This window comes from Chryseobacterium sp. CH25 (assembly GCF_004119455.1).
In the GTDB taxonomy this organism is placed as follows: Bacteria; Bacteroidota; Bacteroidia; order Flavobacteriales; family Weeksellaceae; genus Chryseobacterium.
Genome location: NZ_NRQT01000003.1, coordinates 227,144 through 242,579 on the forward strand (window position 1 = coordinate 227,144; position 15,436 = coordinate 242,579).

A 15,436-nucleotide genomic window follows, 5' to 3' on the forward strand; every position below is an offset into this window, starting at 1 on the left:
TGCTTCAATGTGTTTATTATTTGTTATTAATATATACTTGTCTGTTGCTGTAGTCATCTACAGCTAATACCCATTTTTCATCCTGTCTTGTAAACCCAAGCCTTTCATAATGATCTTCAACCATTTGGTTTTTTGTGGTTGGAATAAATTCTCCAACTACATATTTATAACCATTTTTCCGGGCTGTATCCACAATGGTGTTCAGAGTAAAGTCTTCCATTCCTCTCTTCAGTACCCGGCAACTCATCAGCCATGTGTCTATAAAGAGTGTTTCCTCGTTTTTCTTTTCAAGGACAATAACGCAAATCAAGCCGTTATCTCCATATTTATCTTCTAAGGTAAAGGAAATAGTATGATGATTTTCAGAATTCATCAGATCATCCACCTCCTGTTCTGTGTATCTTACCGTTCTGAGGTTAAACTGATTGGATCTTTGTGTAAGCTGCGAAACTCTTGGTTTTGAAAAATTATTGAAAGACTGAACATCGGAAACCATATTCATACTCATGAGAAAGTCTTCGACATTCGTGAACCTTTCTACATCAACAGCTCTTTGAGCTTCTACCTGATACTGTTTTGTCCTTTCGGCGTCATTATCTGAAAAACTTGCCGTTTCAAAAAGATTCAGGCTATACAGATATTCAAGATATTCTGCCGGATCCTCCGGAAGTTCAGGTACACAGACCTCCGGTAGATTTTCCCGAACGATATTCCTTTCAAACGGATTATCGTCCAAAAATACCATGGAATCAAATCCTATGTTTAAAATACTCTGGATCTTCCTGATATTATCTGCTTTATTTTCCCAATTGGCTACAAAAACGGCAATATCATCCAGTTTAAGAACCATATCAGGATGTTTCTCAAAAGGTTCTTTAGCTTTATCTTCATCATTTTTGCTACAGACAGCAAGGATAATTCCTCTTTTCTGCAGTGCTTTTACCCAATATTGGAACTCTGTAAATGCTTTTCCAATTCCAAAACTTCCGATCTGAATCTTTTCAAGACCATCATCACCAATAATTCCGCCCCATGTTGTATTATCCAGATCCAGAATCAGGCATTTTTTGAATCTCCCTTCCAGTGATAAAATAATTCCCATAATATGATGGGCTACAATTGGTAACGCATCCAGGGATAATACCATTTCTGTATTCACATAAATATTGGGTGAAAACATAAAATCTCTTCCCCACTTATTTTGAATGGAAACCAAATCTGCAATGAAAAAGTTATCATTTTTAACTGCTATTTCTGATGAAAGCAAATAATTGAGTTTATTCTGCTGAAAAACAAACGAAGATTCAACTTTATTGGAGAAATTTCCAAAAACCTGATTATCGATGGATGGAAAATTACAGTAAATAACCCTGCATTTTGTTCGCTTCTGAATGATACTGTAAAGTTCTTCAACATAAGCAGTTTTATTTTCAGCAAAGGAAATCTGGCTATCATATGATTTATAATACTGCCCTAAAAGTTTATGTGAAGATTCAAAAATAATAGTATAATCTGCACTAAACTCATAATATTCTGAAGTTGGATCCTGTATCTGGCGGGAGATCTGCCCGAAATCTGCTTCAAAAACAGTAAGATCAAACCCTTCACTAATGGCCGTTCCCTTCAGGGCAACATTCAGAAATTGAGTTGCCGTATCGCCTAATAAGGCAACTTTTATTTTTTTTAAACTTTGGGTATCTCTGCGAAGTTCTTTTTTAAGCTCCGAAAATGTTTTGTACATAAAGTATTTCTTTTCTATTAAAACATCAATGTACTTTCTCCCAATGCAGTCGGGATTATTTTATCGTATTTTTTACAGAATGGCTGCAAAATCACATCCTCTGTTGAGATATATGTTTGGGATACTTTTTTCATTCCAATAGTTGTGTTGCTTTGTTACAAAAGTAAAGATTTTTATCTGATCTTCACCTTTTTCAGATAATCTCTCAGTGGTTTTTCAATAAATTGATAAAACAGGATTGAAGTAATGATAAGAGTGGCAATGTAAATCCAGAAGACATGATCAATATCCAGATTATATTCCAGTTTCTTCAGAACCTCCCTCAGAATGTAGAGAATGGGTATATGGGTAATATAAACTGCATAGCTTGCTTCTCCCAAATATTCCAGGGGTTTTAATGAAAACAGCCTGGACAGTACTCCATTATTCTTAGATATTAAAATAATAAGCGGAATAAACAGCAATGCCATCAAACCATTGTGATAGAAAAATGAAGTAAAGATCAGTGATAATAGAATCAGTCCAAAAATGATCACTGCGGGAACATCATAATCCTTCTGTCCTGAATTTTTCACAAAATATAATCCTGCCAGATTTCCTACCAGAAATTCATTAATGTGCATCAGAGGAAAATAGTATAGTAATTCATGACTTTCCGTATGAGGGCCTTTATAATAAGATGAGTCTGAATAGATACTGCAAACTATCTGCGTAATCATCCAGATGATAATGCTTATGATCCAAATGCTTTTATTTCCTTTAGAATAAAAATAATTATACAGTAAAGGAAAAAGCAGGTAGAACAGAAACTCTACGGAAATAGACCAGCCCGGAAAATTCAGAATCATAGCTTCTCCCGGAATCCAGCTTTGAAGCCCAAAAAGATACAAAAACCCTTTATAGATACTGAAATTAGAATATCTGGTCACCAGATACAGCAGAAGTCCCAATACATACAGCGGATAGATTCTGGCAAATCGGTTTCTATAATAATCTAAATATTCGATCTTATCTTTTTTGTGGTAAGCCACAATCATAATAAAACCTGAAAGAATGAAGAAATAGCTTACCCCTACATTGGCTTTCAGGAATATATTTGATATATAATCGATTTTATATAAAAACAGATCTTTATTGAAATGGGAAATGACAATAGCCATAGCCGCAAGAAATCTGGTAAATGTAATCTGACTTATCTTCATAAAAACAGTATAAACAGCTGTATCATAAATTTATACATACATTTTTCATCCAGAAATCTTTACGCATAGAATTCACTCTATTTCTTATTTAAATCAATTGACAGTCTAAAGCTATTTAATAAAAATACCGATGTATTTTCCTTCGTATTCTACGACTGTTGTCTCTATATTATTTTTTTCACAGAAATCCTGATAAGAAGAATTATCACCAATATCATCACTGATGAAAACACCTCCTTTTTTCAGATGAGTGTAAAGTTCATCATACGCCCACATTCTTCCGTTATAACTCTTATCCGAATCATAGTGAAGAACATCAAATGTAGTATTTTCAGCAAAGATCTTTGGTAATGACTCCCTGTCTGCAAAACGGAATAACTTCCAGCCACCCTTAAGGTTTTCAGGAACCACATATCCTACATACTGATCTCCATCCTGAGCCAGATAAGGCATGTCTGAACTGTACAGTGTTCCATTTCTTTTCACCAATGATAAAAGTGAAGCCAGGGAAGACCATCCGTATGCAACTCCTGTTTCCACCACATGCTGAGCATTGGTAAATTCACAGGCATAGTAAATCAGTTCCAAAGCACCAGGACCCCCCATCTTCACGGGACATTCCTTCTCTTTCTGTGCTGCAGCAGCTAAAATTTCCTGATAGTCTTTACGAAAAGCATCTGTTTCAAGTCCAAAAAGTTTTGAAACGGCTTCTTTCTGTGATACAGCTTTTCCAGATGCCCAGGAATTTGTCTTTTCTTTCCCTTTAAAGGCGTTACCCCTGTTAACCGTATTTTTAATAATTTTCCGGCCCAATTCCGGATAAAGATCAGGCCTTTTCAGATACCCGATAAATGTTTTGAGAACTCTTGTTATTTCACTCACTGTGTTGCCTTTAATGGAGCAAAAATAAAGATTTTTTTTCATTTATATAAAAACAGATTATATTTGTGTAACTCAAGTGAAAAAAAAGCATTACCCTATCCCTATTATGAAAAATGCCAGTTTATCATCAGGATTTCATTTTTCAATGAACAGTTTTCTTTCAGTCTATTTCCTGAAATATTTATCAGCAAAAGTTGATCAAAATAGTGAGTTATTTAATCAATATCATCATGCTGGAATTAACCGTCAACACTCTTTATAAATCAATATGAAGTTTTCCGTACTTATTGCTCATTACAATAATGCCACACTGTTCAGAGACTGTTATGATTCTCTGCTTAAACAAACCTATCCCGATTGGGAAGCCATTATTGTAGACGATGCTTCTTCAGAGGATCAAAAAGAGCTGGTAAAAGATATCATTGCCGGAGATGAAAGATTTAAGTTCTTTGAAAATGAAAAGAACTCTGGTGTTGGGGTTACCAAAAGCAGACTTATAGAACTTGCCACCGGAGATATCTGTGGTTTTGTAGATCCTGATGATGCCATTCTTCCTCAGGCTATTGAAAAAGCAATTCAGGTTTTTAAAGAGAAAAAGAAAGTAGTTCTCACCTATTCCCGCTTTATGGGATGTGATAAGGATCTGAAACCTCTTGCTCCATTTAAATCTGCAATGCAGGTAAGGAACGGAGATCCCTACTTTTTCAATTATCCCAATCAGATCAATCATTTCGTAACATTCAGAAAGGATGTTTATGAGCAGACAGAAAAAATGAATCCTGAATTAAGAATTGCCGAGGACCAGGATCTTTATTTAAAAATGTATGAAAAAGGGGATGTTTATTTTATAGACGATACCAATTATCTTTACAGAGCTCATGCAGGTGGTATTTCCCAGAACAATAATAAAGATAAATCTTATGATTATTTTGCCCAGGTTGTTTTAGAGACCATGAAAAGAAGAAACCTTACCAGCATCAACGGTAAGAAGATTCCGGAAAAATATACCAATCATCAGGAAATATTCGCTCTTTTGGAATATCAGCATGGAATTTGGTACAGGATTAAAAAAAATATAACCATTACTTTACAAAAACTTTTCAGATAATGTCAGCAAATAAGAAAATAAAGGTTCTTTTCAGACACCGCTCTATGGAAATGGGAGGGGTTGAAAAAGTGGTACTGAGCATGCTCAACAATCTTAATCCTGATAAATTTGACCTTACCATCTGCCTGAACATGAATCAGGGAGAGCTTCGGGACGAAATCCCAAGTCATGTAAAAAAGGTTTATCTTACTGAAGGCAAAGAAAGTTTTTCTAAAAATCCTTTCATTAATAAACTTCAGCTGGCCCGAAGAAGACTGAAACTGATGCGGATATTAAAAAACCCAAAAATTGCTGACCGTATTTTGGGGAATAAAAAGTTTGATATAGAAATCTCTCCTTCTTACGCGACCTTCTCATCTGTCAACAATTCAAGCAATAAAAAGTCAAAAAAAATAGGCTGGTTTCATTCTGAAATCAATTTACCCGCCTTACAGCCTGTAGTTCCTGAGATCATTGACAACTTTCAAAAGTTTGACCACATGATTTACTGCTCGCAAAGGATCAAAGAAATGATGCATCTTTATTACCCGGATCTAAAATATCCTGCAGAAAGTGTAGTCATTAATGCTATTCCCATTGAAGAAATTAAGAAAAAGGCAGAGAAAAAATTAGAAGATTTTCCCCAAGGACCCGTTTTTGTTTCCGTAGGCAGACTTCATCACAGAAAAGGATATCACAAGCTTATTGATGCGCATAAAAGACTGATAGATGAAGGCTTTCACCACAGTATTTTAATTCTTGGAAATGGAGAGGAAATGGAAAATCTGAAAGATCAGATCAATACCAATAATGTTCAGGATACTTTTATTTTATGTGGTAATAAAATGAATCCTTATCCTTATATTAAGAATGCAGATTATTTTATCCTTCCTTCTGAATCTGAAGCCTGGCCACTTGTAATTGCTGAAGCACTGATTCTTCAAAAACCAATTATTGCAACGGATACCGGCGATGTTGGAATTATGATTAAAGACCGCGAAACGGGATATCTGATTCAATATGAAACCGATGAAATGTATGAAGCCATGAAAAAGTTCCTTTCTGATCCGGAATTAATTGCCAGAATCAGAAAGAATCTTCTTACCATCGAAGATCAGTTTGACAATCAAAAAATCTTCAGTGCTGTTGAGCAGATCCTTGAAAACCTTTATCAGCAGAAGCAAAGTGAATGATCATTAGGTAACAATCATTTTTAACCTTCAAAGTTTTCTAATCCAATAATATTCATCAGATCCGAAACAGTTTCCATATCTTTAAACTGATCCGGATCAAGTTGTTGATTAAAATTCTCGTCTACAAAAGCAATGACTGAAAGTAAGCTTATAGAATCATAATTTTCCAGATCCTTTAGCTTAGTTTCAGGAGTTAACGTTTCTTTTTCTTCTAGTTCCTCTTGCAATTTTTCTAAAAAGACTGAAGTTTTCATATATTTTAAATTTTGTGGTTGGTAATGTGAAAATTAAAAGTCAATGATAGTAGCTCCCCAGGAATACCCAACTCCAAAACCGGCCAATAGGATTTTATCTCCTTTTTTCAGCAGCCCTTTATCCATCATATTTTTCAATGCAATTGGAATGGTTGCAGAAACGGTATTTCCTGTATTCTCCATATCAATATAAAATTTTTCGGTGGGGATCTTTGTTTTTCGCCTCAGATAATTCAACATGAAAGAATTAGCCTGGTGAAAAACAAAATAATCAATATCATCCATAGTAAGACCATTTTCCTCTATGGTCTCTGTAATTAACCCCGGGATCTTTTCTATAGTAAAGTTAAAAATCTCAGGACCGTTCATATAAAGATTCTCAGGACCAAACTCATGATTGGGGTTTAATGTAAAATCAGATCTGAAGCCCCCTTTTTTACAATTAAATTTTCTGCTCCGCTGCCGTCTGTTCCCAAACAGAATTTATAATCCTTTACAGTTGTGTCTTTCTCTACAATTACTGATGCGGAAGCGTCTCCAAACAGGCAACGGTTTCCTTTATCTTTTGGATGGATATGTTTGGTGTAGGTTTCTGAAGTTATTAATAAAATCCTGTTGGCAATTCCGCCAGCAATTAATCCTTTAGCAAAAGCCAGTCCATATACAAACCCGGAACACCCTAAATTGAAATCTACAGCTCCAATATTCTTTCTCAGCCCAAGCTTATCCTGTAAGATACAGGCTGTGGTGGGAAGGAAATAATCCGGGCTTTGGGTACAGAAAAGAATAAAGTCTATTTTATTCCTGTCATAGTTCTCAAAAACCTTTTCTGATGACTGTATAGCCAGATCCAAAACGGTCTCATTTTCTGAAGAAATATGACGCTGCATGATCCCTACTTTCTCCCGGATTCTGTCAGAACTCCATTCAGGAAATTCCTTTTCCAAATCCATATTTGTAAGAATCAATTCAGGTAAATAATATTCTATTTTAGAAATTCTTATCATATAAATTCTTTTCTTTGTAAGAGAAAAACAAATTTAGAATAATGATATTTATATATCGTATCATATTAAAAATTCATACCACTTATCAATACCTTATCAAGAGAATCTATCTCAAAATCTGTATTGCTAAAGGATTAAAGGTAGGAAAAAATGTTCGTTTTGTAGAAGTTCCCGAATTAGGCACAGAACCTTTTCTCATTGAAATAGGTGACGAAACAACACTTTCTAACAATGTTAGATTCATTAATCATGATGGCGGTTATAATGCTTTGCATTTTTTTGAAAAGTACAAAGATGTAAGAGCTTTCGGGCGTATAAAAATTGGGAAACAGTGCTTTATTGGTGCAGACACCATAATCATGCTTGGCTCAGAAATAGGTGACAACTGTGTATTGGGAGCAGGCTCTATTTTAACTTCCTCTATGCCAAACGGAACGGTTTATGCAGGTATTCCTGCAAAATTCATCTGCACTATTGAAGAGTATGGAGACAAAGCTTTAAAAAACAATGTCATGTACCCTAGAGAACTCGAAGCAGACAGGCCCAAGCTGGAAGCTTATGTAAAAGAACACCTCCCTCATACCTATAAACCTATAAAAAAATAAATGTCTGAAAAAAAGAAAATTCTCATTAGAATCGGTTCCCTTCGTCATGGCGGTGCAGAAAAAGTTCTGATTAACTTTCTTAAAAACCTTCCCAAAGATAAATATGAAGTTGATTTATTAATTAACCTCTATACAGGAATGTACATCAAGGAAGTTCCGTCCTGGGTAAAGCTCCACTATCTTCTGAAAGGGGAAATGATCACCACCAACAGACCTCATGAGATTCCAGTGAAGGCATTCAGGGTACTTTATCAGAAAATGTTCCTGATGTTCCCTTCCCTACTCTATAAATTCATCCTGAAGAATAAAAAATATGATGTAGAAATTGCGGCTATTCATGGGATGTATAAAGAAATACTATCCAGTCCGCAAAAGGATTCCAAAAAGATTGTATGGATCCAGAATGACATCTTTAATCTGAAAGAATATACTCCTGATGTCATCAGACAGTTTTTCAAATTTGACAGAATTCTGGTAATTTCCAACAAACTGAAAGAGGAAATGCAAAAGCTGGCCCGTAATGAAAAGGAAAAACAGGCTGTTGTAAAGATTTTCAACCCCATTGATTCTCAGGATACTCTCAAGAAAGCAGAAGTAGAAATCAATGACTATCCTTTTTCTAAAGATTTACCAACCTTTGTAACCATAGGCACGGTGTATCCTCAAAAAGGCTATGACAGGCTTTTGGATGTTCATAAAAAATTAATGGATGAAGGATTGAAACATCAGATCATCATTATTGGCGATGGATTTGATTTTGAAAACATCCAGGCAAAACTTAATCAATTGGGACTTCAGGAGACGGTAAAGATGCTTGGCTTCAGCAGTAATCCTTATCCTTATCTTAAAAAATCAGATTTTTATATAATGTCATCCAGACACGAAGGATTCCCTACCATCATTGCGGAAGCTCTTATCCTGAATAAACCTGTAGTTTCTACGGATGTTTCAGGAATTAAAGATCTTCTTCAGGATGGAAAATTAGGTCTTATTACTCCTAATTCTGAAGATGGAATTTATGAAGGGATGAAGCAGTTCTTAACTAACAATGAGCTTCCTGAGCAATACGAGAGAGAAATAGCCCAAACAGATCTTCCGTTTGTGCTTGAAAAATCGGTAGCTCATCTTCAGGAAATCATTGATCATGTATAAAATATTTTGTTATGTCAGAGTATACAGCCATACAGAAAGATTTTTACAGAGAAAGCGGTAAATGGCTTTCCACAATTGGGATTTGGAAAAAATGCATCAATCCTAATCTTCATTATCTTTACGTCCTAAGAAAAGCTCAGAAACATCAGAAAAAGGCTGTTTCGGGGTTATTCTGGAAATTTGTTTTAAGACATTATCAGATCAAATATGGTTTCCAGATTTATCCTGAAACACAGATTGGAGAAGGTTTATATCTTGGGCATTGGGGCGCTCTTGTCATCAATCCTAAGGCTAAAATCGGTAAAAACTGTAATATTGCTCAAGGGGTAACCATTGGACAACAGAACAGAGGAAAAAACGAAGGCTATCCGGTTATTGGTGATGAAGTCTGGATAGGGCCAAACGCCGTTATTGTTGGTAATGTGAACATAGGAAACAATGTTTTGATTGCACCCAATGCCTACGTAAATTTTGACGTTCCTGAAAACTCTATGGTTATGGGAAACCCCGGGAAAATTTACCCGGCAGAAAATGCTACCCAAGGATACATCAATAATAAAATATCTTAATTAGCTTCAGAATTCTTTTTATTAATCCAATAGGCTACCAACAGATTGGGAAGCCAGCACAACCATGCTACAGCAATATAAGAATTGTCAGGATCATGGGTAATCCTTGTTAACAAAGGATACCAGAGTCTTAATGTTACTGCAGCAAACGTACATGCATAGCTGTAAATCATAAATTGCCGGTGTTTTATCACGCGACCTTTTCTGATGTGAACTACTGCTGCCAGTGTAGTAGCAAGCCACACCAATCCCAACGCAATAAATCCTGCAGAGGATACAATACCTCCATTGGCATATATTCCCATGTAGATTGCAGAAACAGAACTTATCAGTACAGAAATGACATAAGACTTTCCAATTATTCTGTGAAATTGCAGGTACTTATTCCGAAATCGACTCCCAAACTGACGCCAGCCAATGAAAAGTGCAATTCCTCCAAAAATAATATGGGCAAAAAATGCAGATTTCCAGATCTGATTTTGAAGAACTTCCAAGGATTTAGATCCCAGAAAAGTATTTTTATGATCAACAAAAGCATACATTAAAGGATACAAACCTATCATCAATGCCAAAACACAGATCAAAACAAATAAGAATTTCTTCATAAAAGCAGTTTAAATTTTCTGTAAAAATGAGAAGAAAAAGCTACTCAAATGTTCCAAAATGAAAGATGAAACCAATATCATCTAATTTATTAACAGACACTTACTGTTCCAGAGTAAGATTTTGGCTTTTTAGAAATTCTCTGGGAGAGCAATTCATATATTTTTTAAAATTCCGGTTAAAAGAAGTTTTTGAATTGAAACCACTTTCAAAGGCTAATGAGAGAATCGTATATTTTTGATTTTCAGGGAGACTTGCTATTCTTTTAAACTCTTCAATCCGATAACGATTGATATAATCATAAAAATTCTTGTTCTCCACTGAATTAATGGTCTGGGATAATATATTGGGATGAACCTCCAGCAATTGGGCTACATATGTCAGGTTTAAATCAGGATCCTTATACAGCTTCTCCTGAACCATTCGTTCTTTCAGTTTTTCATAAACAGTCTGTATCACATCATCTCCGGGAGAGTTTTTTTGATATTTTACAAATTCATTTCCAACTTCTTTTTCATTAGCTCTTTCAGCATCAACAGGCAAATCTAAAATACCAACACGACTGATTCCAAAATACGCAGCAACTAAAATAAACAGGACCACCATTGAAAAAATAAGAATATCATTTCTGATGATTACTGCAATCCATATCAATGCAATTCCAGTAATCAGATAATATGACCAATTCATGTTAATTTTTTCAGTATTAGAATATTGATCAGAAATTTTCTGTTTGTATTTTCTGATGGCCAGAAGGCTCAGACTTACATATAATATTCCCGAAAAATTCATAAAACCTTTAATTACATCACTCAATATTTCATACCCTTTTCCATTATTCTGATATACCTCCATTCTATCCTGAGGAGACAGCATCAAAAACTTAAACAAAATCAGATACATCATCAGTACAGGAAGTCCATTTAACAGCCAGGTCTTCTTATCTGGCTCATTGCCCGTTACAGATACAATATACAGATACAGCATAGGCCCATGCATGAAGGGTAAAAGCAACTCGTATCCAATGAGATAAGGATAGTTTAAATATCCCCCTGAACGAAATAATACAAAAAAGATAAGGTGAACTCCAATGATCAAAAACCAGATAGCCAAAAGAAAATCCTGTGTTTTCTTTTTCATCTTTCCCAATATCAAGAAAGATGAAAAAAAGGCAATAAAAACGCCTGCCCAATACAATATCCCCAGATCAAAATCTGCCATTGAAACTATTAAGGTTAAAATCAGAGTCTGAATTTATTCATTTTTTCACAGTAAATACTATTTATTTTCAGCAGATGCTGTTAATTCTTTTTGAAAAATTTAAAAATATTTTAATCTTCACATTCTATTTTATGATTTATACTTTGTAAATTTATCTTAGTTTTTTAAACGTTTGAATTATTGTAGAACCTTTATTCATGCTAAAGCAAAGTATATCGGAATATTAGACATGATTTTAAGCATATTTTAATATTAAACTTTGTTAAAAGTGAATAGTTTTTCTGCAAAAAGTATATTTTTGCATAATTATTGATTCGGTCTATTGATTTCGGAAATAATTTAAACGAAATAAATAATTATAAACCTTTTTTTAAAATTTAAAATTATGTCACAATCGTACGAAGTTATTTTTGAGAACAATAAGAAATGGGTAGAATCTAAAGTGGCTGAAGATCCAAACTTCTTCAAAGAGCTAGCTAAAACTCAACACCCTGATTATCTTTACATAGGATGTTCAGACAGTAGAGCTACAGCGGAAGAATTGATGGGAGCCAAGCCGGGAGAGGTTTTTGTTCACAGAAACATCGCCAATGTTGTGAATACTTTAGATATGAGTTCCACAGCGGTTATTCAATATGCTGTAGAACATCTTAAAGTGAAACACATTGTTGTTTGTGGCCATTATAACTGCGGTGGTGTAAAAGCTGCGATGACTCCTCAGGATTTAGGATTATTGAATCCTTGGTTGAGAAATATTCGTGACGTTTACAGACTGCACCAGGCAGAACTTGATTCTATCGAAGATGAAGATAAGCGTTATGACAGATTGGTTGAACTGAATGTTCAGGAACAATGCATCAACGTCATCAAAATGGCCTGTGTACAGGAAAGGTATATTCTAGAAGAACAACCTATTGTACATGGCTGGGTATTTGACCTTAGAACAGGTAAAATTATTGATCTTGAGATTGATTTTGAGAAAACCTTAAAAGACATCCAGAAGATCTACAACCTTACCGGTTCCGATTGGGTAATGAGCAGAAAGACTAAATAGTTTTTCTAAAAAAGAATGTGAAATGAAATTCTGGAGTATTATTGTATTAACGTTTTTTCTGAATTTTACAGCGCTGCCAAGCATTGCTGCGGTGGCAGGCTGGGACATTCTTAGAACGAATGTAATAGTGAATGAAGAAGAGCCACATTCTCACCCATCCTCTTTTATTGTTTACGAAAAGACCATTCCAAAACCTTTAGATGTTTTCGACTATCTGAAGTTTTCTGAGCCTGCACCTCAGTCTATGTCTTTCGTACTGATAGATGATTCCTTTCATCTATCGCCTTTACTTAGCATATTTTCTCCGCCTCCGGAAGCTTAATTTTTAAAAGTAGTAGTTAGATTTTATAGTTATTCATGCCTTTTAGGCAATGGATAAGCTGTTTATGCTTTAAAAATTAATTTTCCAATCTTTTATAATTGATTATTTAAGAATAAATCAATCGGTTATAATATTTTCAAAAAATATCATGAAAAAAACATCATTATTAGGAGGAATCAAGGAGAATTTCCCTTCCGGACTCGTTGTATTCTTAGTAGCACTCCCTTTGTGCTTAGGAATCGCTCTGGCATCTGGAGCACCGCCATTATCCGGGGTTATTTCCGGAATTGTAGGTGGGCTTGTTGTAGGATTTCTTAGTAATTCAAATATATCAGTTTCGGGGCCTGCTGCAGGTCTTACTGCGATTGTACTTACCGCCATTACCGACCTTGGAGCATTTGAACTGTTCTTATGTGCCGGGATTATTGCCGGTTTGATTCAGTTGGTATTAGGCTTTGTAAGAGCTGGTAGTATTTCCAACTATTTTCCCAATAACGTTATTGAAGGAATGCTTGCAGCCATCGGTATCATTATTATTTTAAAACAGATCCCTCACGCACTGGGATTTGATAAGGATTATGAAGGAAACCAGTCTTTATTCAGCAACGGAGTAAATTTCGGTTATTTTACTGAACTTTTCGGAGCTATTCATCCTGGAGCTATTATTGTAACTCTTGTATCTGTGGGAATTCTTATTGCCTGGGATAGAGTTCCGGCACTTAAGAGAATGAAAATGCTTCCTGGAGCATTAGTTGCTGTAGTTATCGGAATACTGTTAAATGAATTATTCAAGTTATCAGGAAGCTCTTTAGCTATTGGTACAGAACATTTAGTGTCACTACCTGTTCCGAAATCTCTGGATGATTTTAAAAATCTGATTACAATGCCGGATTTTGGTGGTTTCACCAATCCTAAAGTGTGGATCGTGGGAGCAACTATTGCCATTGTAGCTTCTATTGAAACATTACTTTGTATTGAAGCTTCAGACAGATTAGATAAACAAAGAAGAATTACAGACACGAATCTTGAGCTTAAAGCACAGGGAATAGGAAACCTTGTAAGTTCATTTATTGGTGGACTTCCAATGACTTCTGTAGTGGTAAGAAGTTCTGCCAACGCGAATGCAGGAGCAACTTCTAAAACATCAGCAATGATACACGGAGTACTTCTATTGGTTTGTGTATTAAGCATTCCGTTTATCCTGAATCTAATACCGCTTGCAACACTTGCTGCTGTATTAATTCTTGTAGGATATAAACTGGCAAAACCTGCTACCTTCAAACATTTCTGGCATCTTGGAAAATTCCAGTTCGTACCGTTTGTAGCAACCGTGGTGGCTGTGGTAGCAACTGACCTTTTAAAAGGGGTTGGAATTGGTCTTGCGATCTCTGTATTCTATATCCTTCAGGGAAATATGAAAAGAGCTTATTATCTGAGCCGAGAAAAGCTTGATGATGCAGACGGAATCAAGATTAAACTGGCTGAAGAAGTCTCTTTCCTGAATAAAGCTGCCATCAAAAAAACATTGAAAAACATTAAATCTAACTCTACTGTAATCATTGACGCCAGAGAAACTTCATACATTGCGACAGATGTACTGGAAATGATCCAGGATTTTGCCAATATCCGCGCAAAAGAAGAAGATATCAATGTGGAACTTCTGGGTTTCAAAACTTCATACAAAGATTATGAAAGAAGCCAGGATTCTCACATTCTGATTACCCATAAAAGAGCAATGTAAGCTCACAAAACCAATTTTATTTTAAACTTAACAATTCAACAAACAACTAAAATTATATGAAAGCACATACATACGAAACTCAGTCTACCATTACTCCTGAAAAAGCATTAGAGTTTTTAAAGGAAGGAAACCAAAGATTCGTTAATAACCTTAAAGCCAACAGAGACCTTCTGGAGCAGGTAAATGCAACCCGTGAAGGACAATGGCCTTTTGCAGTAGTTTTAAGCTGTATAGACAGCCGTACTTCTGCTGAATTGATTTTCGATCAGGGATTGGGAGACGTTTTCAGTATCAGAATTGCCGGTAATTTTGTGAATCAGGACATTCTTGGATCTATGGAATTTGGCTGTAACGTTGCTGGTTCTAAACTGATCGTGGTTTTAGGACACACTAAATGCGGAGCTCTGAAAGGAGGCCTTGATGCAGCACAAATTGAAGGTATGGGAATGGATAACCTGAACCACCTGATCAACCACTTTAACCCAATCATCAATGAAGTGATTCAGGAAAATGAGGAACGTTCATCCAAAAACAGTTCTCTCTTAGAAAGGCTTAATCACCAGAATGTAAAAAGCGCTATTGAAGATATCCGTAAACAAAGTTCAACACTTAAAAGACTTGAAGAAGAAGGAAAAATTAAGATTGTTGGAGCTAACTACGATGTTGAAACAGGCGCAGTAAGCTGGTTATAGAATAATCAAGAGTCCTATTTAACTACTTACTGAAAAGTATATAAAGTACTCAGATAAATTGATTGGAAATTAATTTAAATGCATAGCAGAAGGCCATCGGAAATCCGATGG

Annotated in this window: 17 protein-coding genes; 9 read left to right on the top strand and 8 right to left on the bottom strand. The window is 35.4% G+C overall.

Features of this window, described 5'->3' with window-relative positions; translation table 11 throughout:
* Window positions 1-16: 16 nt before the first annotated feature.
* The 3 genes from BOQ64_RS09220 to BOQ64_RS09230 all read right to left on the bottom strand — a co-directional run bounded on the left by BOQ64_RS09220 (window position 17) and on the right by BOQ64_RS09230 (window position 3,825).
* Window positions 17-1,741: an HAD-IIIC family phosphatase gene (locus tag BOQ64_RS09220; protein WP_129057822.1), complete on the bottom strand. Its 1,725-nt coding sequence runs from the start codon at window positions 1,739-1,741 to the stop codon at window positions 17-19.
* Window positions 1,742-1,914: 173 nt separating this feature from the next.
* Entirely contained in the window at window positions 1,915-2,943 is a 1,029-nt protein-coding gene (locus BOQ64_RS09225) for an acyltransferase family protein (protein ID WP_129057823.1), read from the bottom strand.
* A gap of 111 nt (window positions 2,944-3,054) precedes the next feature.
* Window positions 3,055-3,825, bottom strand: coding sequence for a class I SAM-dependent methyltransferase (locus tag BOQ64_RS09230; RefSeq protein ID WP_129057824.1), 771 nt, complete (start codon window positions 3,823-3,825; stop codon window positions 3,055-3,057).
* A gap of 268 nt (window positions 3,826-4,093) precedes the next feature.
* On the opposite strand from BOQ64_RS09230, the gene BOQ64_RS09235 reads away from it, so the two are divergent.
* Both BOQ64_RS09235 and BOQ64_RS09240 read left to right on the top strand, forming a co-directional pair.
* On the top strand, window positions 4,094-4,933 hold the full coding sequence (locus BOQ64_RS09235) for a glycosyltransferase family 2 protein (RefSeq protein WP_129057825.1): 840 nt from the start codon (window positions 4,094-4,096) through the stop codon (window positions 4,931-4,933).
* A complete protein-coding gene (locus tag BOQ64_RS09240; protein ID WP_129057826.1) occupies window positions 4,933-6,105 on the top strand; it encodes a glycosyltransferase in 1,173 nt (390 codons plus the stop codon). The genes BOQ64_RS09235 and BOQ64_RS09240 overlap by 1 nt, the downstream gene beginning before the upstream one ends.
* A gap of 20 nt (window positions 6,106-6,125) precedes the next feature.
* Here the strand turns inward: BOQ64_RS09240 and BOQ64_RS09245 are convergent, their stop codons facing one another.
* Genes BOQ64_RS09245 through BOQ64_RS23810 form a run of 3 tightly spaced genes read right to left on the bottom strand, consistent with a single transcriptional unit; the run spans window position 6,126 to window position 7,366 of the window.
* The gene (locus BOQ64_RS09245) at window positions 6,126-6,359 is read right to left on the bottom strand and encodes a phosphopantetheine-binding protein (RefSeq protein ID WP_129057827.1); all 234 of its coding nucleotides are present in this window, start codon (window positions 6,357-6,359) and stop codon (window positions 6,126-6,128) included.
* Between the two features lie 33 nt (window positions 6,360-6,392).
* On the bottom strand, window positions 6,393-6,728 hold the full coding sequence (locus tag BOQ64_RS23805) for a 3-oxoacyl-ACP synthase III family protein (RefSeq protein WP_228448285.1): 336 nt from the start codon (window positions 6,726-6,728) through the stop codon (window positions 6,393-6,395).
* A gap of 35 nt (window positions 6,729-6,763) precedes the next feature.
* Window positions 6,764-7,366, bottom strand: a complete 603-nt coding sequence (locus BOQ64_RS23810; RefSeq protein ID WP_228448286.1) for a hypothetical protein — start codon at window positions 7,364-7,366, stop codon at window positions 6,764-6,766.
* 41 nt (window positions 7,367-7,407) lie between these two features.
* On the opposite strand from BOQ64_RS23810, the gene BOQ64_RS09255 reads away from it, so the two are divergent.
* From BOQ64_RS09255 to BOQ64_RS09265, 3 genes are read left to right on the top strand one after another with little or no spacing between them, the layout of a single operon-like run.
* Entirely contained in the window at window positions 7,408-7,971 is a 564-nt protein-coding gene (locus BOQ64_RS09255; RefSeq protein ID WP_129057828.1) for an acyltransferase, read from the top strand.
* Entirely contained in the window at window positions 7,972-9,123 is a 1,152-nt protein-coding gene (locus BOQ64_RS09260; RefSeq protein WP_129057829.1) for a glycosyltransferase, read from the top strand. It abuts the gene before it with no gap.
* A gap of 11 nt (window positions 9,124-9,134) precedes the next feature.
* The gene (locus tag BOQ64_RS09265) at window positions 9,135-9,692 is read left to right on the top strand and encodes a serine acetyltransferase (RefSeq protein ID WP_129057830.1); all 558 of its coding nucleotides are present in this window, start codon (window positions 9,135-9,137) and stop codon (window positions 9,690-9,692) included.
* Here BOQ64_RS09265 and BOQ64_RS09270 read toward each other — a convergent pair.
* Window positions 9,689-10,297, bottom strand: coding sequence for a DUF2306 domain-containing protein (locus BOQ64_RS09270; protein ID WP_129057831.1), 609 nt, complete (start codon window positions 10,295-10,297; stop codon window positions 9,689-9,691). The two genes, BOQ64_RS09265 and BOQ64_RS09270, sit on opposite strands and share 4 nt — an antisense overlap.
* Before the next feature lie 100 nt (window positions 10,298-10,397).
* Window positions 10,398-11,435 (bottom strand): helix-turn-helix domain-containing protein, encoded by a 1,038-nt coding sequence (locus BOQ64_RS09275; RefSeq protein WP_129057832.1) that lies wholly within the window; start codon window positions 11,433-11,435, stop codon window positions 10,398-10,400.
* 466 nt (window positions 11,436-11,901) lie between these two features.
* Between BOQ64_RS09275 and BOQ64_RS09280 the strand changes: the two genes are divergently transcribed.
* The 4 genes from BOQ64_RS09280 to BOQ64_RS09295 all read left to right on the top strand — a co-directional run bounded on the left by BOQ64_RS09280 (window position 11,902) and on the right by BOQ64_RS09295 (window position 15,325).
* Complete coding sequence (locus BOQ64_RS09280) at window positions 11,902-12,570, top strand: carbonic anhydrase (RefSeq protein WP_129057833.1); 669 nt, start codon at window positions 11,902-11,904, stop codon at window positions 12,568-12,570.
* Between the two features lie 22 nt (window positions 12,571-12,592).
* Window positions 12,593-12,892: a hypothetical protein gene (locus BOQ64_RS09285; protein ID WP_129057834.1), complete on the top strand. Its 300-nt coding sequence runs from the start codon at window positions 12,593-12,595 to the stop codon at window positions 12,890-12,892.
* 148 nt (window positions 12,893-13,040) lie between these two features.
* Entirely contained in the window at window positions 13,041-14,633 is a 1,593-nt protein-coding gene (locus tag BOQ64_RS09290) for a SulP family inorganic anion transporter (protein WP_129057835.1), read from the top strand.
* A 56-nt stretch (window positions 14,634-14,689) separates the two neighbouring features.
* Entirely contained in the window at window positions 14,690-15,325 is a 636-nt protein-coding gene (locus tag BOQ64_RS09295; protein ID WP_129057836.1) for a carbonic anhydrase family protein, read from the top strand.
* Window positions 15,326-15,436: the final 111 nt, after the last annotated feature.